The sequence below is a fragment of the Rapidithrix thailandica genome, assembly GCF_039710355.1.
Classification (GTDB): Bacteria; Bacteroidota; Bacteroidia; order Cytophagales; family Flammeovirgaceae; genus Rapidithrix; species Rapidithrix thailandica.
Genome location: NZ_JBDKWZ010000005.1, coordinates 474,440 through 487,041 on the forward strand (window position 1 = coordinate 474,440; position 12,602 = coordinate 487,041).

Sequence of the window (12,602 nt, forward strand, 5' to 3'; positions counted from 1 at the left end):
TAGCCTAATGGGGCATAACCTTATATCCCCCAAGTTGCATTAATAAGCAAGTTGGTTATACCCAAATTTGTCCGGCAGGCCAATGGCTTCAAAATCCTCTCCTGAATTATTCGTGTCCATTAATACTACCCGGCCAAAGCGCTGAGAGGCGGTTTCATCTACCTTTCGTCTCATACTAATACTGCTGTAAAAAGCACCTCCATCCGTTTTCAGGAAGTTAAAGCCGGTATCGATGTTTTCAGGTACTCTTTTGTATTGGGCAGCCTGAGAGTTTTCCAAAAAGTCCACTCCGTCCAATACATCGGCCACCGGGATTTTCAATAGAGGTTCTTCTTTGTTCAAACCATCGTCTTTGATATAGGTGACAATATCATTTTCGGTAAAATTCTTTTCTTTGCGAAAAATCACTACCCCTGCTCCGTAGGAGTTAAACAAGTAGATGCTACTAGAACTGGAAATATAAATATTCTGCATATTAGGCACATCCGGATTGTCAAAGTCAAAAAAGGCATTTCCCGTTCTTCCCTGGCTTTCCAACCAGTCTACCGAATAGCGCTCCAAGGTAGCGTCCGTATTGTCTACAGCAAATTCCGCTTTCGGATTACCTTCCTTAAAGTTTTTCGCATTCAGGGCAATCACAATGCTTTTGCCAGGTAATACAGGATAATCGTCTCCATCTCCGGGTACCTGGTCTACAAAGTCAGCATACACATATTCACGAATATCCATTACATTGGTAAGAGGGTACTGGTGGTTAGAGGCGCCCGTTTCGCCATACAAATTGGCAATGTACAAGCCATCGGCATACAATACTTCGGACGAATTGTTAAAAAGTTCTATAAATTGATCTTTAAAGAGAGAAACATAACCATCGTTAGCTCCTCCGTAATACAGCTCTTTGATTAACAGGCCGCTAGAGGGCATTACCGCATTCACTACCAGCGCTACCTGAGTGCGTTCCTGGCTCAATACCTGCACATCGCTCTTAGCACTGCTTAAGGTAAAGCCCTCTTCTTCCCTGGCTTCCGATACTGTTACGGTATACGTACCGGCCGGAATATTAAGAAACATCACTTTGCCCAAATCATCGGTCGAATGACTTTGTTCACTGTTATCTATTGTGTTTACAATTTTGACGGTGACGTTTTCCAGGCTGATATTACTCAGTCCTTCCTTTAGTGTAAGTTGAATTTCCATAGAACCTAGAAAGTTGTCCTCTTCCGAATCGTTCTTACAAGCTGTAATTAGGCTTAACAGGAGCATTACCCCCAGTGTTTTTTTTAAAATCAACTTTGCTTTTACAAATAGATGTTTCATAGTTAAGATAATAAAGACTACAATTAGAGTTTGATTGAAATAGTTGATAAAACAGCCAGCAACAAAAGTTCTTCTACCCTTTTGTCTAAGCTGTTTCAGGTGCTTATATGCAAATCCGAACCGCCCTTAAGCCATCTTTTAAAAATCATTTGATTTGGAAAGACATTGAAAATCCTAAAGCCAGGGAATCGTTTAAGCGGTGCCTGTTTCCGTTTAACTGATAGGTAGGATTATACCAAAAGGCATTGTTTGCATAAAAACTGAAAGAATGCCCTGATTGGGTTTCTTTCCGTATCTGTAAGTGAAAATTCGGGTAAAAAGGAGGTTTGGAATAAATCGTATAGGTCCCTTTCGGCAGCTGAAGGTCTGCATAGGAGGAAGAACCTCTTTCTGCCTCCGAAATTTCATGATAGTTGCCTTTGCTGTCATAATATGCATAAGGAAATAGACTTCCGTTTTGTTTTTCGGTATAATTGACAAAATTCAGTTCGGTTGCCAAGGTAAAGATCAATCGTAACCGGGGGATATGTTGAATGCTGGTCAAGGTACCCCGGCTAAGGTGAGTGGTACTCACAGGATTTTCATACACTCCGTAACGGGCTTTGGCATCTCCTACGGTATAATTGGAGATGTGTAACCGGTAGCCGTTGTCGTATTCTGTGGTTTGAGTATAACTTAGCCTCAAATCGAATTCGGTATTGGTAGCAGTAATTTTCCGGGGCCTTAACACCAGTTCCACCCCATGCGTATTGGCTTTGTAATTGTTTTTCAAAATATTGACTTTTCTCAGCAAATAATCGATGTCTCCTTCTATTGGAGCCACTTTGGGCGGCTGGTTTTCCGGACGCGCTGTTACCCGGTAATTTTGCTTCTTCAGTACCAATAGTTCCGGGGTGTGATAAATCCCGTGTAACAGTTGTTTGTGGTAATAGGTCATTTTGACACTCAAGCCTTTGCTGCTCCAGTCGATTCCTACTTCCTTCATATTCACCCGGCTGGGTTGTAAGTGGTCATTCACAGGCCGGTGGATATAGGTTGTGACAATGGCCAGGCGTTCCTTGGGGTTATTGGCAAAAAAAATCATGTTGCTGTAGTCCAGGTATGAAGGGCCCGGGTACAACTGAAGCATAGCGGGTGCTTTGTACGAAATGCCCCATGCCGCTCGGAAACGGATTTTTTCAAAATGATAGGATGAAAAGGATAAACGGGGTGAAACCAAATGGTAGCGCTCCAACATATAGTCATACCGGGCCCCTACACGCAATTGTTGTGTTGCGTGGGAGCCTTCCCGTGTCAAGGCCGTTTCGTGATAAAGGGAAGAGGTTTTGGAGGCCGGTACCTGATGAAAGCGGGCAGACCGGCTACCGATACTATTGTGCACCCTGGATACCTCACCGGAAGAAACTCTTCCCTTCCCGGTATTTTTATCATAGACAAATTGGAAGCCTGAGGTAAAAGCTAACTGATAACGGAGATGCCCCCAGTGTTGCTTGGCTTCCAGACGGGCATTGAGGTTGACAGGGCGCCCCCGGATATCTTTGATTTGAAGGTATGTGGCCGGGGTGAAACCGGAGAAGTAGGTTCCCGGTTCCAGGGCTTCTACCATCGGCAACGGACCATTGGTTTGGATTGATTCAAAATACGACCGCTGATTTAATACATTGCCGCTAAGCGTATACCTTAACCGGCCCAAGGCTTTTACACTTCCGTTAAGCGTTAACAGATAGTTCTGACTTTTTACGTCTGCTTCATTTTTATACGTTTCGTCCGGCTCGTGTCGTTGACCATCATCCGCCAGGTAGAGCTGGAAGGAAGTGGTGTGATGCCAATCGAGAGGTTTTGACAAACGGACTCGCCAACGCCAGCCCAGGTTTACATTATGATAGTAGGTTTTTTTCTCAACCGGGCTTCCGGTGGAATACGTATAAGAAAAATCACTATTGAGAATGCCAAGCTGTTTGGCGAGTTGTATACCTTTGGAAAGTGAGGCCTGGTACGTTGTAGGAGTAATATTGGTTGAAAGAAACAAGGGCGATTTTCCCACCTTGCTTTTTACAATGATTGCTCCGGAGGATAAGTTTCCGTATTTGGGAGAAGCCACCCCACTCAATACTTCTACCGATTCGATTCCGGAAGCCGATATGCTACGCAGGTCCGTACCTCCGGCTACTACGGCCGTACCGCCCGAAAAATCACTGGCAGGCGTTTTGGCCTGCATATTGGCATCGTTGCTTAAAGCTACTCCATCTACAATGATGGCTGTTCCAAAGGAGTTTGCCGAGGAGCCAACAGCCGTACGCAGTTGGGCTTGTTGCGGTTTGTCCATGTTAGGGGGGCTAATGGTATTGCCTGGCAACAAGGAAAGGATGTCTCCCAGGCTCATGGCCTGAATTTGTTTGACAGCTTGGTTTTCGATTTTATAAACACTGGTACCTTCATCACTTTCTATCGGTTTGGCATTTACCACTATTTCATCTAGTTCCAAGGATTCTTCTTGAAGTAAGAATTCCAGGCCCTCAAGGTCCTTATCTACCTGAAGTGTTCGCTCCAAAGGTTTAAAGCCCAGGGAAGTAATGTGGAGCGTCACTTTTCCTTTGGGAGATTGAATTGAAAAGGAGCCGTCTTTTTCACTATAGGTGAAGATGTTGTTTGACCCTTGCAGTTGTATCGCGGCGAAGTAAACCGGCTCTTGTTGTTCATTGCTGATCTTGCCGCTGATTGAAAACTCCTGAGCCAAAATTATCTTGGTAGTTGTAAGGAGCAATAAAATTAAAATTGGCCCTGATTTGCTCATAGTGTTCGCTCAAATTTTGGATTATGTACGACCGGTTGCCATTCGACAAGTATTGGCCGCAGTATGTTAAACAAAGGATTACCTTTTTGCCGGGTTCTTCTAAAAACAAGTGTAAAAATCCCCCTTTCGGCAATCGAAAAGGGGAAGAATGGATTTACAAATTCGGTCAAAATTGAAGTATGTACTTTGGAAAAATACCCATTACAACTTTTGGTAATCGAAAGTGAAATAAGGAAAGTCCGTAGCAGCATAGGGTGAATCAGGTGCACCACCTTCGTAAATGCTGGTGAATTTTATTTTGTAATAGTCACTTCCTTTTTTCAAGATGAATGTACGACCTGATACCGCAGTGACGATATGCGTGAGGAAGTTGTAATTATACCAGCCGATAGTACTTCCACTATTGTTGCCAAAGTATGCCTGCTCTTTGTTCGCATCATAATCGCTTGCTGTAACAGCACTGAAACTTTTGTCTACATAAGCAAGGGTGCTTCCACTGCCAGGATAGATGTTGGCAGTAGCCCGTCCGGTAAATTTCAAATCAAAGCTGGTGTCATTACCACCCTCATTGTCAGTCAGTCTGAAGTAATAAGTCGATGCGCGGTCATGCGGATCGGTAGGTTCAGGGTTAATTTCGCCTTGATAAAAATCCCGGACATGGTACAGGCCTGTCACCGAAGCATCCAACTCAATGGTACCGCCTCCGTTGGTAATGTTTTCCTCTACCCCCGGTGTACCGGTATATGCCAACTTAGCAGATTCGAGTTTAAGGGGTTCGATTTCCTCATTGTTTTGCTCACAAGAGGTAAAAACCATCAAGGAAACAGCTATCCATAACAGGCTGTAGATTGTGAATTTTTTCATAACTTTAAACGATTTTTAATTGATTGAAAAATTAATTAAAGGCTGTGTAAGGAGGTATTCCCCGGAGCTCGTGCCGGAGTTCTGGGGGCCTTTGCACAGTATTTTTACGATGAGTAAGTAGCCTTACTCATCGGTTTATTGGTTAAGATGTAATCTCCCATTATACACTGTTCTCAATTTTTCAAGCCGCTTTCCGAACAGTGAGAATGCTATTGAGCTTCTTCTCCGGAAACGACTGTGAAACTCTCCGGGGAATAGACCGTTTGTCCGTTTAGTGTGATGGATAGCTTCCCGGATACAGCGCCATCAGGTACTTTTACCGTCAACTTTGTTGTTTGAGCGGACAAAACCTCTGCTGCAGTTTCACCGAAGGTTACCTGTATATCTTCCTTTTGATTTGTAAAATGCGCACCGGTCAAGGTGATTTCCGTACCTGCGGCTCCACTGGCCGGGTCAAAGGAGTGGATTTCCGGTAAAAAATATACCCGTACTGCTCCGATGGAAAGCGTATGGAGGCCGGTGAGCAATTTGGCCTGGTAAGTTCCGGGAGCTAAGAGCGCTTGGTCAAACGGTAGGCTTTCGATATGGTCTACCTTGGTGTGTTCCGTACTGAGTGGGATTTCCACTGTTTCGTTATCCGTATTGAGAAAATACAACTGTGTATGGTTGGGCAAGAAATATTTTCCGGTGATGGCAAAATAATCCCCTCCGTTCAACTTCACTTCTTGCCGGAAAGAACTCACCTCGGGAGTTGGCTGGTTGAGTACGACTTTTAAGGTGTATGTTGTCGATTGTTTGTCTTCGGAAGTGACCGTATACTTCAACCCGTTTTCCAAAGGCACCTTTTCCCCTGATGCAGGTTGAATACTGGCTTTTTCGGAAATTTTTATTTCAGGATTGATGTACTCAGGAAGAGGCTTTCCGGCCGGCCAGTATAACCAAATTATTTCCTCTGACAGGGCTGCTTGCAAAGGTTCCCCATCGATATCCGGCAGAATAAAAGAAACAATTTCGTGAAAAGGATAAGGAACAATCTCTGTTTTTTCGTCTTTGCAACTACTCAACAGGATAGAAAAAGATACAAAGAGCACTGTATAGAATATGGCTTTGGCCGAATGGGTTTTATAAAAGTTTACCATGGTTTATGAGGGTTGTTGCTGAATGATTACCGGATTTTTCATCGTCACTACTTGACTGTAGTATTGAACGGATACAGTGTACTGTCCTTCGGGCAGGGCACCAGGTGTCACGGGGAAGTATTGGGAAATCCGGCTACTGGTAATGTCCGGCTTTTGTTTACCCGTAAAGTCAAAGGTATAGCTGTACCCGTTCTCCTTTTGAAGGGTGACCTTTATGACCCGGTAATTGGTTTCATAATTTTCTACCTGAGGCACATTGCCCTTCCAATGAATCTCCAAGGGTTCCAGGAAGATATTCATTTCTTCAGTGTATTGGATAAATGAATAAACTCTGGGTGACTCCGGGTCGGGCGAAAGTTCTTCCACCGAAAAGCCGGGCTGTTGTACAAGAATATGGAGTTGGTAGGTAGCCTTATTGCCTTCTTTATCCGTCACGGTATAGTTGATCTCTCTTCCCTCGGTAAAATACGCCAATAAGTTTTCCACGGGTGCTCCTCCTTCGGGGCTTACTTGGGCCCCTTCCGGTATTTTAATTTCGGGGACTAATACCGTTAGGAAATTATGAAAAGGAAGATACACCGTAATGGTATTTTTTACATCGTCAATGGCACCTAGAATAGGCTCGCCTGTCACATTGGTAATTTTGTATTCCAGGATACGATTGGTTCTGGGGGCTGGGGGCTCCACCCAGTTGATCTCTTCTTCGCAACTGGAAAAGAGGAAAAATAGCATGGTGACTTTCAAGGTCAACCCAAATTTACAAAACTTCATTTTTCTATTGATTTGTGTAATTGAATTTTACAGTTGGGTATATGACGATTTTCAAGCAGGCTGGTAAGCGAAGGAACTGCCCGAAAAGTCAAAAGCCCATAAAATGTTATGAAGGTGCTAAGACACAAAGAGTTACTGATAGTTGATTTGTAATTCGTTATTTCTGTATAAATCGCAGGGTCTTTGTACCTGTATACCGGCTATTTCGGCAGCCTCCTCATTTCTCTTATCAGATCACTTTGCCAAGTCCAGGTTCTTACTTCCGTCTTTTTGAATGGCATAGGTAAAGGTAAGATAGCCGGGCTGGTGCGAACGGTCAGGGTCTTCGGGAGCATCTTTGTACATACTGTACACAATCAGCTTGGCATAATTGCCTCTGGCCGTACGGATCAACAAGGTCCGGGGCATGGGGTATACCACATGGGCTTTTTCTTCATCCGGTCTTTCCGGATACATGTCATTGTAAAAGTCATAATATGCCCAGCCGTCCCCGCTGCCGTCAAAATGATCTAATCCTAATTGCCCCGTTAAAAATTTCTCATCGGAAATAGAAACCTTATGCACCTTGTCAAAAGCAAGGTCAAATAAAGTATGAGGAGGGGCTTTTTTCAAAGGTTTGCCGGGGGCATTATAGTATTCGGCATCTATTGCCGAGTCTTTAATCAGGTAGACCGCTCCTTTGCCGGGACCTCCGTAACCCGGACTAAGCGTAGACGTTCCGTTGTTAATGGCCAAACTGCTGTTGTAAATGCCCGTAAAAGCGATATCCCAGGCATCGGTTTGGGCCAAAGAGGCCGGAACTTGCTTGTTTTCTTCCAGGCTGTAGTAAATGGTAGTGGCCTGCCCCGAAGAGGAGGCGGAAGTATCCAATTCCAGATTTTTAATTTCATAAATTCCTGAAGGAACTCCTTTGCCCTGGGGTTCATCCGGTTTGGGGGCAGGGTTACTGTCATCGGAACAGGATGACAGGCTAATGCCTATCCAAAGTAATAGGAGTAGTGTATTGAATCGGGTCATTATTGTTTGTTTAAAAGTATGAGACTAGAGACTAATCGATGAAATGGATCACCGGGTTTTCAGGTTTCTACTGCCGTCTTCCTGCAAAAAGTACCGGAACGTAAAATAGGGTGCCGGACTGTTGATGGTCGGTTTTTCAGGATTTCCCAAATAAATGGAGGTCATTTCTACCTTGGCATATTTCCCATCCGGGGTGCGTAAGAGGATGGTGATTCCGGAAACGGGCCGCATAATATGGGATTCCAAGCTGTAGAAAAACCAGCCTTTGTGTCCGGGAGGGTAATTTTCCCAACCACTGGTAGCTTGCACTTGCATAAAGGCCTCAAAGGTTTCTTCGGAAGGGGCTTCGTCCACTTCGTCAAATTGGGCATCCATCACCAGAATAGCTCCCTGTCCTTGACCTCCGTAGCCCGGACTGCGACTGTCCGTGCCTTTGTTGATAGCAAGCAAAGAGTTATAAACTCCTGTAAAGCCCAGATCCCAGGCCTTACTTTTCTGCTGTTCTTCCGGCAGTTCCAACAACGTATTTTCATCCTCGTAAGGATTGATAATTTGATGAGTTTCCAAATCAAAAAAGACCGGAGTATGCCCGGAAGCATGCGTATTGCCTAAAGAACCCGGCAAATCTTTGATATAGATGGTACCACTGACCTTGTCAATACTTGTGTATTGATCAATAGGGGTAAGCTCTACTTTCCGGGGCTCCGGATCACCCTCGTCTTGCGAGCATGCCGAAACCAGTCCTAACAGTAAGAGTATGGCCAGGTATAGTTGTATTTGTTTTGTCATTGTTTGTTTTTGTTGGGTTTATTTGTTTGAAATTGGTACGAAACAGAAAGCATCCATCTCCTTCCCAGTTGGTTGGGGATCAGGGAGTCGGTATAGTCGGTCAGGTTGTCACAAATGAGCTGGGTTTTCAATTTTTTTTGCAGAAAGGACTTTTCCACAGTGGCATTCCACAAACAATAGCCCTTGGCATATAAGTCATAAGGGTCGATAAACCCGTTGGAATAATTCAATTCGTCAATGCCATAGCGTCCTCGGTAATTAGCCCTGAGACTCAGACCGATGCCCGTAGGGAAGTGCTCATAAAACACCTTAATATTGGCCATATGGCGCGAGCGGTTGGCTAGGTTGAAATAGTCTTTTACCCTGGCCTTCCGGCTTTTGCCCTCTGGCGTTCTGATTTTTATCTGCCCCTCTCCTGATTTAATGGCCGAGAGAATGTCCCGGTCTTTGGCATACAATAATTGATACCCTAAGGATAGCTCTAAGCCTCTGGCAATTTTCCAACTCAGGTTGGTTTCCAATCCACTGGTTAAAGCCTTGGCAATATTGGAAAAAGAGTACAAATCCCGGCCGTCTATTTTCCCTACTCTGGGATTGAAGATCATGTTGCGAATCGTATTGTAAAAGACATTACTCTCCCACTGAAGATCTTTAGAAAAGGTAAGGGAAGCTCCGAAATTGAAAGAAGTGGAGCGTTCGGCCTGTAGTTCATTGATACTCCCGGCCGCCTGGTTGAGCTGTACTTGACTACCACTTTGCCGGATACGCTGGATTTCTTGCTGGAATACACTGGCCCCGATGATCATGTACCCGGCACTCATATTGTTAAATGAATAATACAATTGACGGAAATTGGGCGCTTTAAAACCTTTTCCTACCGAGCCTTTGAAGGTAAGTAGGTCACTAACCGTATAGCGTATACCGAAACGGGGGCTTACTTGCCAACCATAAATATTGTGTACATCGTATCGTACCCCTGTTAAAAGCCCCAAACGCTTAACAGGTTTCCAGTCCGCCTGTAGGTAAGCAAAGCCATTTTGCAACTCCCGGTAGCCCCCATACAGGTTGGAATTGGCTGCTTCCAGGTTTCCTCCGGCACCCACCATCGTTTGCAAAGTCGCATTGACTGTATAAGACAAGTAGCTTTCTATCCGGTGCAAATGCTGCTGGGAGGTGGCTTCGGTGAGGGTTTGTGCATTGTCCAAATCTTTGGTAAGAGACCGGTTGGCGTACCGGGTATAGTAATAGTGACTGTGTAAGTCTGCCTTCGTTCCAAGACTGTTGCTAAGGGTCAGGGCCGTATTCAAATCGCTTTCCCGGTTTTGGTTTTCGTTACGGCCCAATTGATCCATGTCTAATTGATTTTTCTGCAAACGGGAAGAATAACGGGCTGTAAGATCCAGTAAACTTGATTTGGAAAACTTATGCTTTATTTTCCCCTGAAGAGTATAGCTGTCATAGGGAGGGAGGGTTTTGCCAGGGGTACTAGCGTCTGTGTCAAAGCCATCGGTGCGGTAAAAATTAGACGTAAAAAATAGGCTTGACTTTTTCCCTGGCAATGGAAGGCGGCCGTCCAGTGTGGCGTCTAGCGTATGGTTGGTGCCATAGCGCAAGGTGGCTACACCTTGAAGCCGGTCTGTCGTTTTTTGTTTGGTAATGATATTTACAACTCCTGCCAAGGCATCACTGCCGTAGAGCGCGGAAGAAGTCCCTTTGACAATTTCAATGCGTTCGATGGAAGCCACCGTGATTCTGGAAAGGTCCAGTATCCCGGAAGCATTTCGACCTAATAAGGGCTGCCCGTCTATCATGATCAGTGTATAGTCGGCATCAAAACCTTGTATCTGAAGGCCCACGCCATTACTGGCACCGGTTGGGTCGGTGGTCAACGCCAGGCCGGTTTGTTCTTGCAATACTTCGTCAAGCCGGCGACTGCCCATTTGTGCCAATTGCTTTCCACGAACAATCGTGACAGGTACCGGTAAATCTTTGAGGGGGGTAGCCGTACGACTGGCCGTATAGGCCAATTCCCTTTCGTCCGTCACCACTACTTCTCCCAATTGCATGGTGGCTTCGGCAAGCTCGATCCCTCCCAAATTAAGGGTCTGGTTAGGGTTGACCATGATTGGGATTTCTTGGGTTTTGAACCCGATATACGAACCTATCAATATGTATTTTCCCGGAGGAACAGCCATTGAGAAAAAGCCTTGTTCATCCGTACTTGTGCCATAGCCGGTTCCTTTTAATACAATGGATGCATAGGGAATGGGACTTAACCCCGGCTGTAACAGTCGCCCTTTGATATGACCTTTGTGTTTTTCGCTTCCAGGTCTTTCAAAATGTTGTTTATCCCTTACCAATGCATTTCGCGAAAGCTGCTTTCCGGCAACAGGAAGCCAAGAAATAAGCCATATTCCCACTATGAGACTTAGGTTAGAAGGCACTCTGACAGCAAGAGGTAGGGATACGGTCCGGCTTGTGTTCAATAAAGAACCAGCCATACGATATCCGGTAAGTATTGATAAAATACTTCTGTAAAAAGCTCTCATAACCTTTATAAGTTTCTGACTGCTAGTGAAGTGAATTACCCTTTTTCTTTTTCCTGAAAAATGTTTCAAAAACGCCTCCTCTGTGTTACTTTTTTCAACAATAGCGTTGGCAATTTTTTTCAAAAAGTGCCTTGATGAGTCGGTTTTGATTCCATGTTCGGTCAAAAACTATAAGTGTAAACCACTTCAGTGTGAAAAGATTGATAAAAGAAAGATAGAGATGTTTATTTTTTACCGGTAAAAAAAATCTATCCCGGTCAGGACTTCGCACAAGCATATACCCGTTGAGTGAAGCGATTGGTATCTCCATTGAGTCACTTCGCTCCCTTTCCGGTTTTCTGTTATAGATTTAAAATTTTCTCTGCTTCCAACATCAGCAAGGCCTCTGAAAAACCTTGTTTTAAGGTTTCAAAATCCCTTTTGGTAAAAGAAAACTGGATGTCCTGATGGCAAGTATTGACAATGATATACGGTTTGCCATCGGGAAAAACATAACATCTTTCTTCGAAATTGATTTGATTAAACTTGTTGGCAAATTGTATGAACTCTTCAGGCTGATACCCCACCAGGATGTTTTTATAACTTAATCCTATCCGTTTGCAGTGTTGGCATTGCGCTATATAGAAGTGACTATTCTCCACCAGTATCTTAGGTTCACAAGTATTCATAGTTTTCTTTTAGGTTAAATGTATCCGTGGTATTTTTTACTTTAATCCATGTTTGTCAGTCACGAATTACGAAATATAATTTGTGCCTGCACCTGACCGACAAATTGCCCGGAACACCTTTTAGAGGCCAGGTTTGCAGGTCTTTAAATCTTTTTATTACCGGATTAAGTTTTGGCCTGGTTTGTCCCTTGCTTACTTTTTTCCTGATGTTCTTGCAACAGCGTCAATAAGTAAGGACAGTTCGTATTCATCAGTTTATTTTTTAGCTGAATAAAATCCGGTTGTGCTTTTGTAAGTTCAGCATTGAGTTGCTCTAAAGCTCTCTCAAAATCCAGGGTATCCATAAGGCTTTACTTTTTTGCCTGAAGAATTTCTTTTTTTTCTTATTTAGATTGATTCTTAATAATGCAAATATAGAGCTTGGGTTTGCAGGGGTCAAGTGCTACTACTAGTGGTTTTTATTAGCTAGTAGTGGGTAGACGGAGTAGCTGTGATAGCTATAGGGTTGTTATTATTTGGAGAATGGGTGATGGAGTGAAATGGTGAGAAGATTGCTGAAATGCTTTTTATTAAAAATGATTATCCGTAAAGCTGCCACCCCGTAAATAAGATACGGTCAGTTGATTGATATTAGTCTAAAAAAACCAGACTGATATGGATAGCATTACAGCATTTATGGAGAATTACCATAGTG

10 protein-coding genes are annotated in these 12,602 nt (G+C 44.0%); all 10 read right to left on the bottom strand.

Annotated features, from left to right (window positions below):
* Nucleotides 1–39: 39 nt before the first annotated feature.
* Nucleotides 40–1,317: a DUF4876 domain-containing protein gene (locus AAG747_RS11385; RefSeq protein ID WP_346821294.1), complete on the bottom strand. Its 1,278-nt coding sequence runs from the start codon at nt 1,315–1,317 to the stop codon at nt 40–42.
* A 145-nt stretch (nt 1,318–1,462) separates the two neighbouring features.
* Nucleotides 1,463–4,111 (bottom strand): TonB-dependent receptor, encoded by a 2,649-nt coding sequence (locus AAG747_RS11390; protein ID WP_346821295.1) that lies wholly within the window; start codon nt 4,109–4,111, stop codon nt 1,463–1,465.
* Between the two features lie 201 nt (nt 4,112–4,312).
* Entirely contained in the window at nt 4,313–4,975 is a 663-nt protein-coding gene (locus AAG747_RS11395) for a hypothetical protein (RefSeq protein WP_346821296.1), read from the bottom strand.
* Between the two features lie 209 nt (nt 4,976–5,184).
* The gene (locus AAG747_RS11400; RefSeq protein WP_346821297.1) at nt 5,185–6,114 is read right to left on the bottom strand and encodes an IPT/TIG domain-containing protein; all 930 of its coding nucleotides are present in this window, start codon (nt 6,112–6,114) and stop codon (nt 5,185–5,187) included.
* Nucleotides 6,115–6,117: 3 nt separating this feature from the next.
* Nucleotides 6,118–6,885: a hypothetical protein gene (locus AAG747_RS11405; RefSeq protein WP_346821298.1), complete on the bottom strand. Its 768-nt coding sequence runs from the start codon at nt 6,883–6,885 to the stop codon at nt 6,118–6,120.
* A 234-nt stretch (nt 6,886–7,119) separates the two neighbouring features.
* A complete protein-coding gene (locus AAG747_RS11410) occupies nt 7,120–7,902 on the bottom strand; it encodes an HmuY family protein (protein ID WP_346821299.1) in 783 nt (260 codons plus the stop codon).
* A gap of 48 nt (nt 7,903–7,950) precedes the next feature.
* Nucleotides 7,951–8,691, bottom strand: coding sequence for an HmuY family protein (locus tag AAG747_RS11415; RefSeq protein ID WP_346821300.1), 741 nt, complete (start codon nt 8,689–8,691; stop codon nt 7,951–7,953).
* On the bottom strand, nt 8,688–11,192 hold the full coding sequence (locus AAG747_RS11420) for a TonB-dependent receptor (protein WP_346821301.1): 2,505 nt from the start codon (nt 11,190–11,192) through the stop codon (nt 8,688–8,690). Before AAG747_RS11420 ends, AAG747_RS11415 begins: the two co-directional genes overlap by 4 nt.
* Before the next feature lie 389 nt (nt 11,193–11,581).
* Nucleotides 11,582–11,908 carry a DUF6686 family protein gene (locus AAG747_RS11425; protein WP_346821302.1) on the bottom strand — a complete coding sequence of 109 codons (327 nt, stop codon included), beginning with the start codon at nt 11,906–11,908 and terminating at the stop codon, nt 11,582–11,584.
* A 164-nt stretch (nt 11,909–12,072) separates the two neighbouring features.
* Nucleotides 12,073–12,252 (bottom strand): hypothetical protein, encoded by a 180-nt coding sequence (locus tag AAG747_RS11430; protein WP_346821303.1) that lies wholly within the window; start codon nt 12,250–12,252, stop codon nt 12,073–12,075.
* Nucleotides 12,253–12,602: the final 350 nt, after the last annotated feature.

What these genes read in the sequence shown, in the direction of transcription:
- AAG747_RS11390 (WP_346821295.1), bottom strand. Translation starts at nt 4,111, where the DNA reads ATGAGCAAATCAGGGCCAATTTTAATTTTATTGCTCCTTACAACTACC.
- AAG747_RS11425 (WP_346821302.1), bottom strand. Translation starts at nt 11,908, where the DNA reads ATGAATACTTGTGAACCTAAGATACTGGTGGAGAATAGTCACTTCTAT.
- AAG747_RS11420 (WP_346821301.1), bottom strand. Translation starts at nt 11,192, where the DNA reads ATGGCTGGTTCTTTATTGAACACAAGCCGGACCGTATCCCTACCTCTT.
- AAG747_RS11430 (WP_346821303.1), bottom strand. Translation starts at nt 12,252, where the DNA reads ATGGATACCCTGGATTTTGAGAGAGCTTTAGAGCAACTCAATGCTGAA.
- AAG747_RS11410 (WP_346821299.1), bottom strand. Translation starts at nt 7,902, where the DNA reads ATGACCCGATTCAATACACTACTCCTATTACTTTGGATAGGCATTAGC.
- AAG747_RS11400 (WP_346821297.1), bottom strand. Translation starts at nt 6,114, where the DNA reads ATGGTAAACTTTTATAAAACCCATTCGGCCAAAGCCATATTCTATACA.
- AAG747_RS11405 (WP_346821298.1), bottom strand. Translation starts at nt 6,885, where the DNA reads ATGAAGTTTTGTAAATTTGGGTTGACCTTGAAAGTCACCATGCTATTT.
- AAG747_RS11395 (WP_346821296.1), bottom strand. Translation starts at nt 4,975, where the DNA reads ATGAAAAAATTCACAATCTACAGCCTGTTATGGATAGCTGTTTCCTTG.
- AAG747_RS11415 (WP_346821300.1), bottom strand. Translation starts at nt 8,691, where the DNA reads ATGACAAAACAAATACAACTATACCTGGCCATACTCTTACTGTTAGGA.
- AAG747_RS11385 (WP_346821294.1), bottom strand. Translation starts at nt 1,317, where the DNA reads ATGAAACATCTATTTGTAAAAGCAAAGTTGATTTTAAAAAAAACACTG.